Source organism: Corallococcus sp. AB032C (assembly GCF_003668935.1).
GTDB lineage: Bacteria > Myxococcota > Myxococcia > Myxococcales > Myxococcaceae > Corallococcus > Corallococcus exiguus.
Map to the genome: position 1 here is coordinate 76025 of NZ_RAWP01000029.1, position 19456 is coordinate 95480.

14 protein-coding genes and 1 pseudogene are annotated in these 19456 nt (G+C 71.3%); 13 read left to right on the top strand and 2 right to left on the bottom strand.

The window, feature by feature from the left end:
- Positions 1-34 precede the first annotated feature (34 nt).
- A complete protein-coding gene (locus tag D7X99_RS44490) occupies positions 35-6112 on the top strand; it encodes an FG-GAP-like repeat-containing protein (RefSeq protein ID WP_158627015.1) in 6078 nt (2025 codons plus the stop codon).
- A complete protein-coding gene (locus D7X99_RS15435; protein ID WP_121778480.1) occupies positions 6109-6363 on the top strand; it encodes a hypothetical protein in 255 nt (84 codons plus the stop codon). Before D7X99_RS44490 ends, D7X99_RS15435 begins: the two co-directional genes overlap by 4 nt.
- Before the next feature lie 46 nt (positions 6364-6409).
- Here the strand turns inward: D7X99_RS15435 and D7X99_RS15440 are convergent, their stop codons facing one another.
- Positions 6410-7624 carry a cyclic nucleotide-binding domain-containing protein gene (locus D7X99_RS15440; RefSeq protein WP_121778481.1) on the bottom strand — a complete coding sequence of 405 codons (1215 nt, stop codon included), beginning with the start codon at positions 7622-7624 and terminating at the stop codon, positions 6410-6412.
- Between the two features lie 244 nt (positions 7625-7868).
- Here D7X99_RS15440 and D7X99_RS15445 point away from each other — a divergent pair, with 244 nt between their 5' ends.
- The 9 genes from D7X99_RS15445 to D7X99_RS15480 all read left to right on the top strand — a co-directional run bounded on the left by D7X99_RS15445 (position 7869) and on the right by D7X99_RS15480 (position 17212).
- On the top strand, positions 7869-8780 hold the full coding sequence (locus tag D7X99_RS15445) for a hypothetical protein (RefSeq protein WP_121778482.1): 912 nt from the start codon (positions 7869-7871) through the stop codon (positions 8778-8780).
- Between the two features lie 123 nt (positions 8781-8903).
- Complete coding sequence (locus D7X99_RS15450; RefSeq protein ID WP_121778483.1) at positions 8904-10220, top strand: hypothetical protein; 1317 nt, start codon at positions 8904-8906, stop codon at positions 10218-10220.
- Positions 10217-10867: a hypothetical protein gene (locus tag D7X99_RS15455; RefSeq protein ID WP_233613411.1), complete on the top strand. Its 651-nt coding sequence runs from the start codon at positions 10217-10219 to the stop codon at positions 10865-10867. Before D7X99_RS15450 ends, D7X99_RS15455 begins: the two co-directional genes overlap by 4 nt.
- A 20-nt stretch (positions 10868-10887) precedes the next feature.
- A complete protein-coding gene (locus tag D7X99_RS15460) occupies positions 10888-12102 on the top strand; it encodes a YncE family protein (protein WP_233613413.1) in 1215 nt (404 codons plus the stop codon).
- Between the two features lie 26 nt (positions 12103-12128).
- Positions 12129-12818 (top strand): c-type cytochrome, encoded by a 690-nt coding sequence (locus tag D7X99_RS15465; RefSeq protein ID WP_121778496.1) that lies wholly within the window; start codon positions 12129-12131, stop codon positions 12816-12818.
- A gap of 115 nt (positions 12819-12933) precedes the next feature.
- Positions 12934-13185 carry a hypothetical protein gene (locus D7X99_RS42815; RefSeq protein WP_158627016.1) on the top strand — a complete coding sequence of 84 codons (252 nt, stop codon included), beginning with the start codon at positions 12934-12936 and terminating at the stop codon, positions 13183-13185.
- Between the two features lie 139 nt (positions 13186-13324).
- Positions 13325-15742, top strand: coding sequence for a PAS domain S-box protein (locus D7X99_RS15470; protein WP_158627017.1), 2418 nt, complete (start codon positions 13325-13327; stop codon positions 15740-15742).
- Positions 15743-15930: 188 nt separating this feature from the next.
- Positions 15931-16689, top strand: a complete 759-nt coding sequence (locus tag D7X99_RS15475; RefSeq protein ID WP_121778487.1) for a hypothetical protein — start codon at positions 15931-15933, stop codon at positions 16687-16689.
- Positions 16690-16807: 118 nt separating this feature from the next.
- Complete coding sequence (locus D7X99_RS15480) at positions 16808-17212, top strand: DUF2203 domain-containing protein (protein WP_121778488.1); 405 nt, start codon at positions 16808-16810, stop codon at positions 17210-17212.
- Positions 17213-17219: 7 nt separating this feature from the next.
- Here D7X99_RS15480 and D7X99_RS15485 read toward each other — a convergent pair whose 3' ends face one another.
- Complete coding sequence (locus tag D7X99_RS15485; protein ID WP_121778489.1) at positions 17220-17825, bottom strand: hypothetical protein; 606 nt, start codon at positions 17823-17825, stop codon at positions 17220-17222.
- 159 nt (positions 17826-17984) lie between these two features.
- Here D7X99_RS15485 and D7X99_RS15490 point away from each other — a divergent pair, with 159 nt between their 5' ends.
- Entirely contained in the window at positions 17985-18911 is a 927-nt protein-coding gene (locus D7X99_RS15490; protein WP_121778490.1) for an NmrA/HSCARG family protein, read from the top strand.
- A 97-nt stretch (positions 18912-19008) separates the two neighbouring features.
- Positions 19009-19456 (top strand): annotated as a pseudogene (locus tag D7X99_RS15495) (hypothetical protein); the annotation flags it as partial.

The following is a 19456-nucleotide window of genomic DNA, read 5'->3' on the forward strand; positions in this document are numbered from 1 at the left end:
ATTCGAGGGTCAGGTGTTTCTCCGAACCAGATGGATGGCGGTGGTCTGCGCGCTCCTGGGCACGCAGGCGCAAGCCGCGGGGGAGCCCGCGCCGGGCTCCGTGAATGCGCAGACCGTGAGGCTGCCGGATGGACCGGGCAGCGTGCGAGGCCTGGCGGACTCCGCCAGCGTGAATGTCTTCAGCGGCCAGGTGGGCTACGGAGTGCCGCTGGACCTGCCGGCGGGCATCGCGGGCTTCGGCCCGAAGCTGTCGCTCACCTACTCCGGTGACCTGGGCAACGGTCCGCTGGGCGTGGGCTGGACGATGCCGCAGGTGGTGTTGCGCCGCTCGGTGCGGCTGGGCGTGCCGGCCTACACGAGCGCGGATGAGCTGGAGCTCGTGGGCGTGGGCGGCGGACGACTTGTGGCGCTGCCGGACGGCACCTGGCGCGTGGAGGGCCAGGGCCACTCCGTGAAGGTGGAGCGCGACGGCACGGGCTACGTCATCACCGAGAACGGCGGTGTGCGCTACCGCATGGGCGTCAGCGCCGCGGGCCGGCAGGCGGACGGCGCGCGGGTGGCGGCCTGGCACGTGGAGGAGGTGCTGCACCCCAATGGGCAGACCACCGCCTTCAGCTACACGCAGCACAACGGCCAGCAGTACCTGTCGGACGTGCGCTGGGGGCCCAACGCGGCCTTCCGCGCGGAGTTCGTCTACGGGGCGCGGCCCGACCCCACGGTGAGCTACCGCACGGGTTTCAAGGTGGAGACGGCACAGCGGCTGACGGAGGTGCGGGTGCACTCCTTCGGGGAGCTGCTGCGCGCGTACGTGCTGGGCTACGAGGACACCCTGGCGCTCAGCCGGCTCAAGACAGTGACACAGCTGGGCCGCGGGAGCCTGGGGGCGCTGCCCACGCTGACGCTCACCTACGCGACGCCGCAAGCAGCGGCCACGGCGCGGGTGGAGCCCGCGGGCGGCTGGCTCCTGTCCAACACGGGCACCGCCCTGATGGACGTGGACGGCGACGGCCTGACGGACCTGGTGCGCCTGACGAGTTCCGGCCACCAGTGGCGCAAGGGCACGGGCACCGGCTTCGCCGCCGCGCGGGTGCTGAGCGGGGCCTCGGGCGCGCAGCTCTCCAGCTCGCGCTTCCTCGACGTGGACGGTGACGCCCGGCCGGAGCTGGTGCGCAACTTCTCCGAGGCGTGGCAGGTCAACCGCCTGCAGGGCGAGTCCCTGGGCACCACCGCCACGAAGTGGACCGGCACGGACGGGCTGCCGCTCTACAACGACACCACCTTCTTCGCGGACCTCAACGGCGACGGCCGCGTGGACGTGGTGCGCACGGGCAGCGAGTCGATGTCCGTCCGCTGGAACCGCGCCACGGGCCTCGCCGCCTCCGTGCAGAAGCCTCCCGTGGACGGCGTGTCGCTGCTCCCTGGCGCGAACACGCGCTTCCACGACGTGAACGGCGACGGGCTGGCGGACGTCGTCCAGCTCAGCACCAACTGGTTCAAGGTGTACCTGGGCAAGGGCGACGGCACCTTCGTCGCGGGGCCGCTCCAGAACTACCCCTGGGGAGAGGGCACCACGCAGGCCAACGTGAAGCTGGCGGACCTCAACCGCGACGGCCTGATGGACCTGGTGTACGTGCGCAACGGGTACGTGAGCTGGTACCGGGGCAAGGCGGGCGGAGGAACGGAGACCGCGCCCACGCAGCTGGTGCCCCCGGGCGTGGACGGCGCCTCCACGGTGGTGGCGCTCGCGGACCTCAACGGCAACGGCAGCGAGGACGTGGTGTGGAGCGGCCCGGACGGCATGTGGGCGCTCGACCTGGCGGGCCCGACGACCGCGGGCATGCTGTTGGGCATCGACAACGGGTTGGGCAAGACGGTGGCCCTCCAGTACCAGGCCAGCGCGGCGCTGGCGGCGGAGGCGGACGGCACGCCCCTGGCGTGGACGCGGCGCTTTCCCACCTCCATCCCGGTGCCGGTGCGCATGACCGTGAACCCCGGCGTCGGCGGGCCCGCGCGCGTGGTGGAGTACACCGTGCGCGACGGCTTCTGGGACGCCACGGAGCGCCGCTTCGGCGGCTTCCTCGTGGGCGGCGTGCGCAAGGTGGGCAGCGGCCCGGCGGACACCCTGTACGAAGAGACGCGCTACCACGAGGGCACGGGCATGGACCGCTCGCTGCGGGGCCTGGCGTTGGAGGTCCGCCGCGAGGACGGGCTGCACACGCTCTACTCCGTGGCCACGTCCGTCTACGAATCGCGCCCAGTGCAGGGCCTGCCGGACGTGCCGCTGCTGCGCAGGCCCGCGCTGATGGAGGCGCGCACGAAGCACCATGAAGGACTGACCACGCCGCTGGAGACGCTGACGACGTACGCCTACGACGCGCGCGTGCGCCCCATCGAGGAGAAGTCCTTCGGCCGGCTGGACCTCACCGGCGACGAGCGCACCGTGCAGCGCAGCTATGCCAGCGACGACGCGCTGATGGTGCAGGACGTGGTGTGCGAGGAGAAACTCCTGGAGGCGAACGGGACGCTCGTCTCCCATGCGCGCACGTTCTACGGAGACGCTCAGCAGCTCTTCTCCTGGACGGACCCAACGCAGTGCCGCGCGGGGCGACTGCTACGGGAGACCCAGGGCTTCCTGGGCGGCCTCCAGCCGCGCTGGGTGCTGCAGGACGCAACCGAGTACGACGCATGGGACAACCCGACACGCCGCTACAGCCAGGGGACCTGGAAGACGCTGGGCTATGACGCGAACCACCTGCACCCCACCTCGGAGAGCGTGTCACCGTCCACGGGGCTCAGCCTGTCGTGGACGATGGAGTGGGACGACGTCACGGGCATCGCCCGCCGCCTGACGGACACCTCCGGCGGGGTGACCGAGGTCTCCTTCGACAGCCTGGGCCGGTTGCTGACGGTGTCCCTGAACGGCGCCGAGCCGCACCTGCGCTATCGCTACGATTGGACCGCGCCCCTCCCCCGGACCTTCTCCTACGTCTACGACGGGAGCCCCGACACACTCGCTGGCAGTTGGATGGGAGACTGGGCGGCCGGAGGCCACTGGCGCGAATCGGTGGCGGTGGCCAACGGCGCCGGTGAGCCGCTCTACTCCGCCACGCGGCTGTCCTCCGCTCGCTGGGCGGTATCGGATTGGAGGGAGCGCGATGCGCGGGGACAGCTGATCTTCGTGGCGGATGCCTTCCACTCGGACGGAGCACTGCCGTCCGCGCGCCCCTTGGGAGTCGCGGGTCAGACGCTGACCCATGATGCCCAGGGTCGGCTGGTGCAGCAGTTGCTGCCCACAGGGGGCCTCAAGACCTTCAGCCACAGCGCATTCCAGATCCGTCAGTCCATCGAGGGGCTGGAGCCTGTCCTGCTTCGCATGGACGGCCTGGGCCACATCGTCCACACCGAACGGCAGGTGGACGGCGTCCTGGAGCGCGTGGATGCAGTGCACGACGCGGCCGGGCGCGTACGCGCCCTGGGCCTTCAGGGCGGCACCGTCACCCATTCCTTCACCTACGATACCCTGGGGCGGCTGGTGTCCGCACAGGACCCGGACATCGGGCCACGCACGCTGCGCTACGACGACCGCAACCGGCTGGACTCGCACACCAACGGTGTGAACCAGACGCAGCTGTTCTTCTATGACGACGCAGGCCGGCTTGTCCGCAGGGAGGGCGAGGACGCGGCCTCCGTCGTCTACCACTACGACCAGAACGAGGACGGCACGACCACGGGCAACGTCCGGGGTCGGCTGGCCTGGGTGGAGGAGGCGCTGGGCACGGTGCGCTACGTCTACGACGCCGCGGGCCGCGCGACGGTCCACAAGCGCGTCGTCGACGGGCAGGAGGCCACGGAGGCCGTGACCTTCAGCCCCTCTGGCCTGCCGCTGCGCTCCTCCATGGATGGCCTGGATGTCGAGACCACCTACGACGCCGCCGGACGCCCCATCCAGTTGGGGACGTACTGGGAGGCCCTGGAGCTGGACGCCGCGGGCCGCGTCCTGGAGGAGCGGTACGGCAATGGCATTCGTCAGGACTACACCCGCGATGCCCTGGGCATGCCGTCGCGGGTGCGGGTCCTGCGCTCCACCGGCACGGTGCTCTATGACGTCGAGGTGACGCGCAACGACTACCGCGCGCCCACCACCCTGCACGACACCGACGGCGTGGGGCTGCCGCACTCGGCGGTATTCCATTACGACGGCGCGGCCCGACTCACCAGCGCCCTGCTGGGAGCCATCACACTGCCGGACGGGACGCTTGGCGCGGGGCAGCACTCCTCCACGTTCAGCTATGGCTATGACGGCCTACAGAACATGGTGCTGCGTCAGGCCTCCGGTCCCCAGCAGCCCGGCGCCCTGCTCGCCGGCACCTACCACCACGGCGAGCGGGGCCAGGGCCCGCGCCAGCTCTCTCGCGTCGCGTCCGCCACCGGCGACGTGCTGCTGGACTACGACGGGGCCGGGCGTGTCATCCAACAGGGCGCCGTGCAGATGGCGTACAACGGGTTGGATCAGCTGGTGCGCGTGGCCCTACCGGGAGAGAACTCCCCGACGGTCCTGCACGCCTATGGTCACGACGGGATGCGCGTGCGGACCCAAGGCCCTGGCGAGGGTCCGCAGTACTGGTTCTCACCCCGGCTCACCCAGCATCCCGATGGGACCCGGGACCGCTACCTGAAGCTGGGGGAACGGACCGTGGCCCGCGTGAGCTACCGCCCGGCGCCCCTGCCGGGTCCGCTGTCGTCCCCGGAGCAGGGGGCTTCCACGCTCCGCTCCCTGTCGGGCACCGCTGCCCGGGCACTGGCAACAGTGCTGGTTGGCGTGATGGGTACGTTGATGTTCTCCGTCATGTTGGCACGCCAGGCGACGCGGACCCGGGGCGTGCGCGCCCTGGCGGCGGGCATGGCCGTGCTGCTGGTGGGCCTGGCCTGCAATCCGCAACTGGGAGGGACGCCGACCGGCGCGCAGCGCGCGGCGCAGTGGGTGAAGGCCAGCACGGTGTACTTCCAGTCCGGGGTATCCGTGGGGGCCGCGCTCCTCACCCGCGAGGACGGCAGTGTCTTGGAGGAGCGCGCCCATGAGCCCTTCGGCGCGCCGCTGGCCGCGTACCGGGAGTTCGTAGGCGGCGGCAGCGAGGTCGGCGACGTCGATTTCCGGGTGGAGCCGCTCAACGCGCTCAATCGGCTGACGGATCCGCACACCGGATGGAGCGACCACGGCATCCGCTGGATGGCGCCCGAGACCGCACGGTGGTTGACCCCGGATCCACCGGTCAAGGCGCCGGATCCGTCATTCCTGTCCGCGCCCTGGGACCTGCATCCGTACCAGTTCGTCCGCCAGAACCCCGTCGTCTACTGGGATCCGGATGGCCAAGCCGCCGCAGACGCCGCGGAGTGGTGGGAGAAGAACGGCCGGCAGCCCTACCGGGACTGGTTGCTCAGCCAGATCTCTACCCAGAACTCCTTCAATGACAACCTGCAGCTCGCGCTGCTGACCCTGTCCGTCGAGTCGGGCGCGGGAATGGTGGACCTGGCCCGGCTCGGAGAGGGAGCAGCCGAAGGAGGCGTAAAGGGTTACGTGCAGGACGGCCTGAGGGCGCTGGCCATCGCCGGCATGGCGCGCTCGGGCGCGAACATGGCGTTGCCCCGCGGCACCCCCAATGCTCCCGCCGCGCCACCCGCCAGCACGAGCGCCGCGGCGGAGGAGACGGTGACGCTCTACCGGGGGCTCAACCAGAGCCACGTGGCCTACCAGCAGGCGCTCAAGGGCAACTCCATCCCCGCTCGCTCCTGGTGGCAGTTCTGGAAGCGGGCGGCCACTCCGCTGGAGCACAACACCAAGTCGACCCTGTCGTCAGATTACACCTCGTGGACGACCGACCCGGATGTCGCCATCAACTACGCCCTCAGGCCCAACGGCTCTGGCGTGGTAATGACCATTGAGGCGCCCAAGGCCTGCACGGTGGCGAGCCCCAACCTCAAGCAGGTGGCCTTGATCCACAAACCGGGAGTCATCGTGAGCGAGAGCGAGGTGTTGCTGAAGGGCGTCGTCAAGGGCGCGAGCACCCAGGCGATGGACATGGCCACGGCCACGAAAACGGGCGGCACGCCGTGACGCCGCCCCTCCCAGGCACCGGACCGGTCCAGGTCACCCTGGCCGAGGTGAACACGGGCATCGTCCTGGATACCCATGGCCGACGCTTCGTGGGTGGCGGCCCTCCGCCTGTTCTGGAGTTCGCCTCGCTGGAGGAGGCCCGGGCCTTCAGCCAGCGGCGTATCCAGGAGCAGCCCCAGGTCGAGTGCGTGCTGAAGCGCCCCTCGGACGGCCACGTGGAGGTCTTGCGAGCCGACCCCGCGCAACGGTGAAGGTCCGCCGCGCCGTGGAACGCCTCCACGGCGCGGCCCCTGACCTTCAGCTGCTCAAATCCCGCACCCGCTCCGCCAGGCTCTGGGTGAAGAGGCGGTAGATGCGCAGGGCCGCGGCCTCGTGCGTCTCCAGGAAGTATTGGAAGTCCGTCCGCGTGACGCGCAGGGCGCGCACCACCGTGTGCGCGCGCACGTGCGCGGACACCGGGCCATCCAGGATGAGGGAGATTTCCCCCAGGAACGCACCCGGCCCCAGCATGTTGAGCTGACGCGCGTCCCGGCCCGGGCCGGTGGACACGCTCACCATGCCCTCCAGCAGCACCACCAGCCCCATCCCCTTCGCGCCCTTCTCCAGCACCGTCGTCCCCGCCGGCACCAGCACGGGCCGGGCCAGGCGGTAGAGGTCGCGCATGTCTTCCAAAGACAGACCATCGAAGATGGGAATGGCTTTCAGATAGCCATAGCCATCCACCACCGGCTGAGCCTTCTCCGCCGCGACCGAGCCCTCCGGCGCCGACGCGAGCCCCAACTGCTGGAGCAGCCGCGCCTGCTCCGCCTGGAGCAGCAGCAGCCCCGCCCCCGACGCGTGCTTGATGCCGTCCGCCAGGAGCACCAGCGCGCGCCACGTCGCGCCCTCCGCGTCCAGCAGCTCACACATGCGCAGCACCGCCTCCGGCCGCTGCCCGTCATCCACGGGCACCGCTCGCAGCATCTCCAGCTCCGCGTGCGAGTTGCCCAACACCCGGAACACCTGCGCCGCCTCCATGGGCCGGTGCATGCGACCCAGCAGGTGCGCCAGCGACTCGCGCGCGCCCAGCGCCTGGTACAGCGACAGCGCCTGCTCCAGCGAACCGGCCCGCTCGAAGGCCGCCGCCGCGCGGGCCTGCTCCCCCACCCTCAGCCACGCCTCCGCGGCCAGCAGCGGCGCTCCCGCCTGTTCGTACAGCGGCGCCGCGCCCCGGTCGTCTCCATCCGCTTCCAACAGCCGCGCCGCGCCCGCGAAGTCTCGCGCCTGCCGCAGCACTTCCACCAGCCGGGTGCGCGTATCGGCGGGAACCACCAGCGCCTCTTCCAGGACCCGCTCGCGCTGCCCCGCCCCCATCGCCTCATACGCGCGCACCGCGTCCTCCACCGCGCCCTTCATCACCCGCGCCCACACCCCTCGCGTGACGCTGGAGCCAGGGCCCACGGCCACGTCGTCCCCGTTCGAATCGTTTGGAGTCACGGCCTTGTCGTTCCTCCCGGACACCCTGGCGGACAAAGGGGGTCCACGCCTGGGTCCGGGACCCTGATTCCGTAGCATTCTGAAACAGGGAAAGCCAGCCAGCGCGGTGAAGAGGGGCAGGCTTTGGACACACTGTCCACCGCGTGAATCGAATGAGCAAAACCTGAGAGGTTGGAGTTCGCTCAAACCCTGCGCTTCGGGGTGGCTGTCGTACGTGAGAGGGATTCCCCACCTTCAGGCGTCCCTGCACCAGGGACTCCTACCCAAGGTGTCTTCCCCCATGACGTCGCGCCCCGCTTCCTTCCGTTCTCTCAAGGTCCTGGAGTCGTCCCACCCGCGCCGCGCGCTGAACCTCCTCGCGCGAGGTGGCTGCCTGCTGATGCTCGCGTCCGGAGCCGCCCGCGCCAACGAGCCCGAGGCCCCGGCGCGGGCCGAAAAGCCAGTGCAGGCCGAGGCGCCGGTGCAGGCCGAAGCCCCGGTGCGGACCGAAGCCCCGGTGCGGACCGAAGCCCCGGTGCGGACCGAGGCCCCGGTGCGGGCGGAGGCGCCGGTGCGGGCCGAAGCCCCGGTGCAGGCGGAGGCGCCGGTGCGGGCCGCGGGCGCGGAAGGGGACGCGGCTCCGGCGGATGACGCGGTGTGGGGCGAGGAGGCGCTGGCGCAGGCGGAGCTGCCGGCGTCGATGACGGACGCGGCGCGGACGCTGGGGGAGGCGCCGGTGGTGGTCTGCGCGGGGGCGCTCCAGCAGGCCTACCGTCCCGGCCTGCTGCTCACCACGCCCCGGGACACGGTCCAGCGCGAGTCGCTCCAGTTCAGCGGCTGCCCCATCAACGACGGCGTGGTGATGACGGCCGTGGGGTTGGAGACCCTGCATTTGAAGCGCGCGACGTGCATCGGCAACGCGGGAGGGGCCTCTATCGCTACGGTGACATGGTCCAACGGGGAGAAGTCCTCCGTGCAGTTGGACCGCGTGGAGGTTCGTGCGGATGGCGCAATGCAGGTCTTCACGTCCGAGGGGACCATCGGCGCCGGGCGTCACGCGGGCCACGGTGTGCGCCTGGTCACCGCCGTGCCCACCCTCACCACGCTGGCGGCCTGCGTCCAGCCGTCGGGCCTCACGGCGAACATGGGCGTCGCCACGCTCACCGTGCTGGACCTGCCCACCGTCCTGGACATGCCCACCGGGGAGCGGTGACCGCGCGGCCGCTCGCCTGCCGGGCGCTTCGGGGAGGAGCGGACTCCGCGCCGCATGCACCGCTATGCAGGCGCGGGCCGGGCGTTATCGTGGGCGACCATGAGGCCTGCCCCGGAGCGCCGGATGCGAACGCGACGAATCACGGGGGGTTGGCGGGGGGCGGCGGTGGCCGGCCTCCTGGGCTCGGGCGCGGCGTGGGCGCACGCGGGCCTGCCAGAGACGGCCAACGTCACGCTGCGGAGGGGCCACTCCGAGGACTTCTTCGTGGGGGCCACGTTCGGCGCGGTCATCTCGCGCGACAGTGGGCGGACGTGGCGCTGGGTGTGTCCGGATGCCATGGGGTACGGCGGCTGGCGCCCGGAGTCCTTCGTCTGGCGCGAGACGGGGCAAATCCTGGCGGCCACCGGCAACGCGCTGCTGTCCTCGAAGGACGGCGCGTGCTCTTGGACGTCGCACCCGGCGTTCAAGGACACCTGGGTGACGGGGCTGGCGGCGCACCCCACGGATGACGCGGTGCTGTACGTGGCCACGGGCCGCTCCACGTCTGCGACGAACGGGGTGTTCCGCTCGGAGGACGGCGGGGAGACGTGGCGGCCGTTGGGGCTCCAGCGCGCGGGGGTCCTCTTCTCCGCCGTGCGCGTGTCCACCGCGGACCCACGCACGCTCTACGTGTCCGCGTCGGACACGACGCGCATGTATCTGTTCCGCAGCGACGACGCGGGCGAGACGTGGGAGGAATCGCCGCAGACCTTCCCGGACCTGGTGCGCCCGTTCGACTTCGTGGTGACGGCGACGGACCCGGTGGAGCCGCACCGCGTCTGGGCGCGCGTGTCCGCGCAGGGCTACACGCACATCCTGCACAGCACGGACGGCGGGCGCACCTTCACCGCGCGCACGGGCGCGGGCATCGACGACGTGTTCATCAACATGGACGTCTCCGCCGACGGCGGCACCGCGTGGGTGTCCACGTACAACTCCTTCTTTCGCAGCCAGGAGGGCGGGGCCTTCTCCAAGCTGGTGCTGCCCACCGGCAACGCGTGCGTGACGCGCGTGGGAGACGTCATCTACGGCTGCGGTTCGCCGTGGCTCCATGACTGGTCGCTGGCGCGCAGCAGCGACGACGGCACCACGTGGGAGCCCCTCTTCAGCCTGGAGCAGATTCAAGGCAGCCATCAGTGCCCGGCGGGAACGCCCGTGCGCGAGCTGTGTCCGTCGCGCTGGCCCCAGCTCGCGGAGACGATTGGCGCGCCGCTCTACCCGGATGGCGTGCCGGACGCGGGCGTGCTGGATGCGGGCGTGCAGCCGGTGGAGGACGCGGGTACGCCCGCCGACCCGAAGCCGAAGCCGTCCTCCGGTTGTGCCGCCGCGCCCGCGGGCATGTTGCTTCCGCTGTTCCTGCTTCCCTTGTTGCGCCGCGGCCGGCGGCGCGAGGCCCCATGACCATGAAGCTGAAGACGTCCCTGCCCTGGAGTACCGCCGCTGTCGCGCTGCTCGCCCTGAGCGCGTGCAATGGCGACGACACCGAGCCTCAGGCCACCGAGTGCGAGGAACCGCTCTACGCGGGCGGCGCCACGGACGAGGCGTGGCGCACGCTGGTGGATGCGAGGAACCAGCCCCAGGACAGCTCGCGCGCGGTGACTCTCACGTCGCCCGAGTCCCAGCAGGAGTACTGGACGGACCAGTCCGCGCCGCTGTGGCAGTGGACGTCTCCGCTGCGCGCGTCGCTGGAACGCCCGGGCCGCACGTCGCCCCTGCTGGAGGGCCGTCCTCGCGAGTCGAAGCGCTCGGTGCTCGCGTGGCTGGGGAACCTGGTGCTGCCCACCGCCGAGGCCCACCTGCCGCCGTACACGGGCGACCTCTACTGGGTGAAGGTCCACGTCGCCGGGCGCGAGTGCCCCATCGCCCAGGTGCTGACGTCTGAGTTGCAGTGGCAACTGGATGACGGCTCCTGGCGGACGGTGAAGGACGCGGCGGGCAAGGCGCTGACGGTGCAGGTGGTGAGCGCGTACCTGGTGCAGAACCGCATCACGGAGGGGCCCTACACGATGGGGTCCCCCGTGCCCTTCACCATGGGGATGGCCAGGTGAGGCGCGCCGCCTGGCTTTGCATCCTGGCGCTGGGCGCGTGCACGGAGGCCGAACCGCCGGAGCCAGGCAAGGACGTGCCCGAGCTGACGTACGCGGATCCAGACCCGTGGACACGGGGCGGCTCGACGGTGCCGCCTCCGGGGGCTTCCGGGCGGCTGCTGGTGACGAACAGCCTGGATGACTCCGTGAGCCTGCTGGACATGGACGGGCTGGGGACGCCGGGCTGGGGCGAGCTGGCGCGCGTGCCAGTGGGGCTCAACCCGGTGGAGCTGGAGGGACCGCACCACACGGCGGTGTCACCTGCTGGCGACTATTACTACGTGGGCATCTCCAACTACGTGCCCGGAGGCGGCTCGGGTCCGCATGGCGCGCATGGGACGGGGACGGCGGACGGCTACTGCCTGAAGCTGAGCGCGAAGGACAACCGGTTGGTGGCCTCCACGCGCGTGGACCGCAACCCAGGGGACGTCATCGTCAGCGCGGACGGGCGCACGCTGTACCAGACGCACTTCGACCTGTTGCGCATCGCGGACGTGGCGCGGAAGGGCGGGCCGGAGGAGGACATGGTCTCGCGCCTGGTCATCCTCGACGCGGAGACGATGACGGTGAAGGAGCGGGTGAAGGTGTGCCCCGCGCCGCACGCGGTGCGCCTGTCCGCGGATGAGCGCACGGCGTACGTGGCGTGCTGGTCGGACGAGGTCGCGGTGGTGGACCTGGCGGCGGCGGGCATGCCGGTGACGCGCGTGAAGGTGGCGGCGGGCTCGGGCACGGCGGTGAATCCGCGCCATCAGCCGTACGCGCTCACGGTGTCGCCCACGACGGGGGATGTGTGGGTCAGCTCGCTCGCGAGCAAGCAGGTGCAGGTGCTGGAGCCCGGGACGCACACGATGAACCCGGAGCGCACGGTGTACCTGCGCGGCGCTCCCATGTTCGGCGCGTTCACGCAGGACGGGCGCACGCTGTACATGCCCTATCAGCAGGAGGACGCGGTGGCGGTCATCGACGCGGCGACGTCCACGGTGCAGCGCACGGTGCAGTTGTCGCAAGCGGGATGTCTCAACGTGCATCAGTTCATGCTGACGCCGGACGAGCGCCACGGGCTGGCGGTCTGCGAAGGGGACCACATCGGCCCGGGCACGTTGCACGTCGTGGACCTGGCGGAGGGCACGGTGCTGTCCACGGTGAGGATGGGCATCTTCCCGGACTCCGTGAGCCTGTTGCGGGGGCAGCCGTGAGGGACCTGCGCGCGGGTGTGGCGGCGATGCTCGTAGGGGTGCTGGCCGGGTGTGGTGGCGAAGAGGGGCACCAGGCCGCGGCGGACTACGGGGAGGCGCTGTTCCAGGACGCGCGGCTGTCGTCGAGCGAGTACAACACGTTCTCGTGCGCGACGTGCCACGTGACGACGGCGGAGGTGCCGGCGGGGCGCATCGACTCAGGGCACACGCTGTACAACGTGGCGGCGCGGCCGAGCTGGTGGGGCGGCAACGAGACGCAACTGCTGGACGCGGTGAACTTCTGTTACGTGAACTTCATGCGCGGGGTGACGAAGCTGGGGGCGGAGGAACCGCGGTCCCGCGCGCTGTATGAGTACCTGGCTCGGATCAGCCCGGACGCGCAGGCGCCCGCGCTGCCGTTCACGGTGGTGAAGGACATCCAGGACGTGCCCCGGGGCGACGCCACGCGAGGCGAAGCGGTGTACCGGGCGGCATGCCAGAACTGCCACGGCGCGACGCACACGGGCGAGGGCCGGCTGACGGATCTGGCGTCGGTGCTGCCGGAGGTGACTCGCGATTACGACCGGCTCTTCCCGGGCATCCCGCACGCGCAGGTCGTCATCGAGAAGGTGCGGCACGGTCCGTTCTTCGGCGTGGGGGGCAACATGCCGCTCTACAGCACGGAGGCCCTGTCCGACGCGGACCTGGGCGCGCTGCTCATGTACCTGGGGCTTTGATGCGGATCCCCACGCTCTGGCTGCCATGACGCTGCGTGGATTGCGCGCGCTCGGACTCGGGCTCCTGGGTCTTGGCCTGAGTGGATGCGGCCTGCTCGGTTACCACAAGCTCCCCGTGGCTCCGCGTGCGACTGAAGAGGAAGCGGCCCGGGTTCACTTCCCGGAGTCCTTCGACAATGCCACCCATCTTTCAGGACCCATGCTGGAGGCCCTGAGCCTGGCACTGAACGACTTCCTTCCGCCGGGCCGGAAGGTCCAGACCAACGCACGCGATCCGCGCATCGCGGAGTGTCTGTCACGCCGCGACACCTACGAGACGGCGGTCTATTGCGTGGATGGTCAGGGCCGCATCGTCACCGTGCGCTGAACCCGTCTGACCGCTGCACAGGCAAGGAGGGCAGCGCAGGGCATCCCGCCCCTGCCCATGCGAGCCCGGCCGCCGCACCTCAAGAACATTCATGTCTTCGTCGGGTCCACAGGAGCACGGCCCTTCATCCGAAGAGCCAATGCCCACGAGGGGCCGGTCCCCTGCGTCCCTGGCCGAGTTGCTGAACACCGACCGCGAGGCGCTCCTGGAGGACTGGTGCGCCCGGGTGTCGCCCCTCTTCACCACCCTGCGCCTGTCACGAGAGCAGCTCGTCGACGCCCTACCCGCCCTGCTCGATGAGCTCCACGCCGCGCTCGTGGACACGGAGGAGGGCGCGGACGGCCTCCCCCCGCTCCACCACAGCGAGGCCGCCGGAGCACACGGCCGGCAGCGCCTGCGCCTGGGCGCGGACGTGTCCCTCGTCACGCGCGAATACGCCCTCCTGCGCGACTGCATCCTGTCGCGTGCCGAGCGCTCCGACGTGGACGTGCCGCTGCATCAACTGCGCGTGCTCGGCGCCAGCATCGACAACGCGCTGACCCAGGCCGTCATCCCGTTCGCGTTCGACAGCGCCGAGCGCCACCACGCCGAGGTCGAGGATCGCGAGCGCTTCTTCCAGCTGTCCCCGGACATGTTCTGCGTCGCGGGCCTGGACGGGTACTTCAAGCGCGTGAACACGTACTTCGTCAGCGTGCTCGGGTGGAGCGAAGCGGAGCTCTACCAGCGCCCCTTCATGGAGCTGGTCCACCCCGACGACCAGGCGTCCACCCGCGAGGAGATGCGCAAGCTGTCCCACGGCATCCCCACCCTGCGCTTCCAGAACCGCTTCCGCACCCGCGACGGCCGCTACCGGTGGCTCGCGTGGGCCTCGCGCCCCGTGCTGGAGCTGGGCCTCATCTACGCCGCCGCGCGCGACATCACCGAACAAAAGACCGTGGCCCAGGAACGCGAACAACTGCTGGAGGCCGTGCGCGACAGCGAGGCCCGCTTCCGCAACATGGCGGACCACGCCCCCGTCATGCTCTGGGTGACGGACGTGCAGGGCGCCACGACGTACATGAACCGGGGCTGGTACGCCTTCACCGGCCAGACCGAGGCCACGGGCCTGGGCTTCGGCTGGCTCGACGCCATCCACCCCGACGACCTGGAGCAGACCCAGCGGACCTTCACGGAATCCAACACCGCCCGCCGGCCCTTCCGCCTGGACTACCGCCTGCGCGGCACGGACGGGCACTACCGGTGGGCCGTGGACACCGGCTCGCCCCGCTTCGACGCGGACGGACACTTCCTGGGCTACATCGGCAGCGTCATCGACATCTCCGACCGCAAGCAGTCGGAGGTGGAACGCGAGGCCCTGCTCGCCCGCGAGAGCGCCGCGCGCCACGAGGCGGAAGAAGCCAACCAGCTCAAGGACGAGTTCCTCGCCACCATCAGCCATGAGCTGCGCACGCCCCTCACGGCCATCCTCGGCTGGGTGCAGCTGCTGCGCACCGGCAACCTGCCCGCGCCCCGCCAGGAGCGCGCGCTGGAGACCATCGAGCGCAACGCGCGCGCGCAGGGGGAGCTCATCGAGGACCTGCTCGACGTCAGCCGCATCGTGTCCGGCAAGCTCAAGCTGGACGTGTCGCCCGTGGACCTGTCCGCGGTGGTGCAGCAGGCGCTCGAGTCCGTGCGGCCCGCGGCGGACGCGCGCCACATCGACGTGCGGGCCACGGTGGACACCACCAGCAGCGTCATGGGCGATCCGCACCGGCTCCAGCAGGTGGCGTGGAACCTGCTGTCCAACGCGGTGAAGTTCACGCCCAAGGGCGGCCACGTGCGGCTGGTGGTGTCGCGGCGCGACTCCATCGTGGAGCTCTCCGTGGAGGACACCGGCCAGGGCATCTCCGAGGCCTTCCTCCCCCACGTCTTCGAGCGCTTCCGCCAGGCCGACGGCGGCAGCACGCGCAAGACGGGTGGGCTGGGACTGGGGCTGGCCATCGTTCGGCACATCGTGGAGATGCACGGCGGCACCGTCTCCGCCGCCAGCGACGGCGAGGGCCGGGGCGCCACCTTCACCGTGCGGCTGCCCCTGTCCGTCACGCAGTGGCGCGACCCCACCATGCCGCCGTCGCCGAAACCTCCCGTGGCGGAGCGGATGCCCTCGCCCCCGCCGGAGCTGGGCGGCGTGCGCGTGCTCGTGGTGGATGACGAGGAGGACGCGCGCGAGCTGTTGCGCACGCTCCTGGAGGACAGCGGCGCCCACGTGGTGACCGCGGGCTCCGCGCTGGAGGGACTCCAGGTGCTCCAGGCGGAGCATCCGGACGTGCTCGTCTCCGACATCGGCATGCCGGTCACGGACGGCTACGGCTTCATCGAGCGCGTGCGCGCGCTGTCCGCCGAGAAGGGAGGCCACACCCCGGCGGTGGCCATCACCGCCTATGCCCGCTCGGAGGACCGCACCCGCGTGCTGCGCGCCGGCTTCCAGAGCCACGTGCCCAAGCCGGTGGAGCCCGGGGAGCTGCTCGCCGTCATCGCCTCGCTCGCGGACCGGTACCCCGCGCTTCCGAAGGCGTGACGGCCCCGTGAGGCCTCCGACGCCGGTGGAGGCCTGACCTCGCAGCCACTGGACACGCGCGGCGCTCAAGGCCGCTCAGCTCACGGCCCGCGTAGGACGCCGGACACGCCCGCACGCATCCTCCTGGCCATCGGGCCGGGGCTGGGCTTACCTTTCCCCCAATGCGTCCGCCGCCCGGACAACTGGCGATGTTCGACGCCCCGGCGCCCGGGCGTGAGCCGGAGCGCTCGCGGGTGCCCTCGCGCGAGGACGCACTGCCCCGGGCCGCGGACCTGGCCCGGCGCGTGTCCGCCCTGCTGGGCCAACCCGTGCACCTGCGCCTCACGGACAACCGCGCCACCCTGGTGAGCTACCGCCGCCTCCCCGAAGGCATGCGCCTGCGCCTGCACCACCTCTTCCTGGACGCACCCGACACCGTGGTGCGCGCCCTGGCCCTCTACGTGTCCGGCGACACCGCCGCCGGCGAGGTGCTGGAGGCCTTCAGCCACGCCCACCACGGCCAGGTGCGCCGGGAGCGCAGGCCCGGCGCCCCACTGCGCACGCGCGGCCGCTGCTTCGACCTCAAGGCCGTCCACGCCCGGCTGGACGCGGCGTACTTCGACGGGCGCGTGCACGCCGTGGAGGTGGGCTGGGCCCGCCGCCCGGCCCGCCGCACCCGCCGCACCATCCACCTGGGCGGCTACGACGCTCGCCTGCGCGAGGTGCGAGTCCACCCCGCGCTGGACCGCCCCTCCGTGCCCGCCTTCGTCGTGGACTTCATCGTCTTCCACGCCCTGCTGCACGCGGACCTCGCCGCCAGCGACGCGAGCCCCGACGCCCACGACGACGCCGGCCGCTGCGCCGCGGAGCACACCCCTGACTTCCTCGCGCGCGAGGCCGCCTTCCCCTTGCGCGAAGCCGCCTGGCGCTGGCTCCTGGAAAACCTGTCATCGCTCCGGCGCGGGTGACCGCCCGTCCCACCCGCTGCCATGTTTCAGACATGTCACGGCCGCCGTGACATGCCCCTCCACCCCCACCCCGAAGGGAGTGGCCTGCGGAGGGCTCACACTGCATGCTGTCCCCTCGATGCGCTTTTTCAGCGTGGAAGAGGCCAGCCGGCTGGTGCCGTTGCTGACGAAGACCTTCGGGCGCGTGCGCCCCTGGGTGGAGCGCGTGCAGAAGCTGGCGGAGGTGCTGGACGGCCCGGAGGCCCCGCCCGACACCGTCGAGGTGCGCTCCTTCCGCGAGGAGCGCGACGAACTGCTGGAGCGCATCCGCGGTGAGCTGGGCCCGCTCCAGGAGATGGGCCTGGAGATAAAAGGCGCGGACGGCCTGGTGGACTTCCACGCGCGGCGCGGCGAGGAGCCCGTGTATCTCTGCTGGCGCTACGGCGAGGACGCCGTGGCGCACTGGCATGACTTGAAGGCCGGCTTCTCCGGACGCCGCCCCATCGACAGCCCGGACGACTTCGAGCCCACCTACCTCAGCTGAAACACCCTCACTTCGACAGGCTCTGGTGCAACAGGCCCAGCTTGTTGCGCGCGGAGAGCAGCTGCTGACGCAGGGACTCCGCCTGCCGGCCGATGTCGGTGAACTTCGCCTCCTCCGCCGCGCTCGTCAGCGTGGCCGCGTCGTCCGCCACCTCCGCCATGCGCGCCTGGAGCGCGGTGAAGACCTCCGTGAGCCGCGCGTCCTCCTCCGCCGTGCGCGTGGCCTGCTGGCGCAGCGCCGCGAACTCCTGCATGCGCCCGTTGAGGTCCGCCGCGCTCTGTCCCAGCGCCCCGTAGCGCGTGAGCAGCTCCTTGAACACCTCCGTGCGCTGCTGCAGCTCCTGCGCGCACACGTTGACCGCGTCCGCCTGCGCCTGCTGCCGGTTGCGCACGCCGGTGATGGCCTGCACCAGCGCGCCCACGCGCATCCGAAGCGCGTCGTCCAGGTCCGCCAGGTCCTTGAGCGTCTTCGACGCGCGCTCCAGGTGCTTCTCCGATGTCAGGGGCGCCTCCTTCAGCTGCTCCGACAGCGCCTCGAAGCGCAGCAGCTCTGCGTCGAGCGACTGTGCGGCGGAGACCAGCTCGGAGGACGGGGGCGTGTCACGCTTGCTCATGGGGCCGGGAGGATGCCATGCCGCCTGTCCCTCCCTTCGGGTCGCCTGCCTGCCTCGGGAGCCTGTGCTCGGGGGAGGACACTGCGGATTCCAGGCCTCGCCAACGGAAGGGAGCGTCTCCAGCTTTCCGTGACACGTCGCGTCCGGAGGTCTGAAGCCATGCCCGTGGATTTCTCCATCACCGTGCTCGTCACTGGCGCCACCGGCCAGCAGGGCGGTGCCGTCCTCCGCAAGCTCGCCGACCGGGGTCACCACGTGGTGGCGCTGGTGCGGGACGCGGACGCTCCGGCCGCCCGCGCGCTGCGCAGGCCCGGCGTCACCCTGGCCCAGGGCGACTTCGATGACCCCGTCTCCCTGGAGAGCGCCATGCACGGCGTGGACGCCGTCTACGCCATGGCCACGCCCTTCGGCGCGGGCGGCGTGGACGCGGAGGTCCAGCACGGCAAGAACCTGACGGACGCGGCGAAGCGCGCCAACGTGCGGCACTTCGTGTACTCGTCCGTGGCGGGCGCGTCGGAGCTCACCGGCATCCCGCACTTCGACAGCAAGCACGCCGTGGAGCTGTACCTGCGGCGGCGGGACATGCCCTTCACCATCCTGGGCCCCACCTTCTTCATGGAGAACCTCCTCCAGCGGCCCACGCGCGACATGCTGGCGGCGGGGAAGCTGGCCCTGGGGCTGCCCGCGACGCGCGGCCTGCAGATGGTCGCGGTGGAGGACCTGGCCGGCTTCGCGCTGCACGTGCTGGGAGACCCGGAGCGCTTCATCGGCGAGCGCATCGAGGTCGCCTCCGACGAGGTGACGGGCCAGCAGGCCGCCGCGCTGCTCTCCATGGTGAGCGGCCACCGCATCAACTTCGAGCAGATTCCCCTGGATCAACTCCAGCAGCAGAGCGAGGACCTGGCGGCCATGTTCGAGTGGCTGGACCGGGTGGGCTACCACGCGGACATCCTCACGCTGCGCAACAGCCACCTGCGCGTGAGCTGGCAGAACTTCGAGACCTGGGCGCGCCATCAGGACTGGGACTTCGTCAACGCGCCCGCCTGGCCCGCCACCGCCGCCGAACCGGTGACTCCCCAGCCCTGAGAGGCTCCGGCCGCCGGCCCCCCCTCCGGGTGGGAGCACGAGGCATGTCATCCCCTGAACGCCGCACGCCCTACCTTGAAGTACGAGGAGGCATACGATGCGTGAAGCACTGGGAGTGGGGGCCCTGGGGTTGATGCTGATGGCGGGCTGCGCGGCGGAGACGAAGCTGCGGCCCGTGCCGGAAGCGGGAGTCCTCCAGGGCGGCAAGAGCAGCGCCATCAAGGAACAGGAGGGCGTGCGGCTCACGGCGGACGGCTCGGCCTGGAAGGGCTCTCCGTCCGACCTGGAGCGCCGGGTCACCCCTGTCTACGTCCGTCTGGAGAACCGGGGGCAACGCCCGCTCCGCCTCCAGTACAAGGACTTCGCGCTGATAGGCCAGGAGTCGCGCTTCCGCTACAGCGCGCTGCCGCCCCTGTCGCTGCGGCAGGCCACGTCCTCGAATGATTCGGAGGCGCCCGCGCGCATCAGCCCGGTGATGTACCCCGGGGGCAGGGCGTGGGCGGGCGGCGGCTACGGCTACGGGCCCTGGCGCGGCGGCTGGGGAC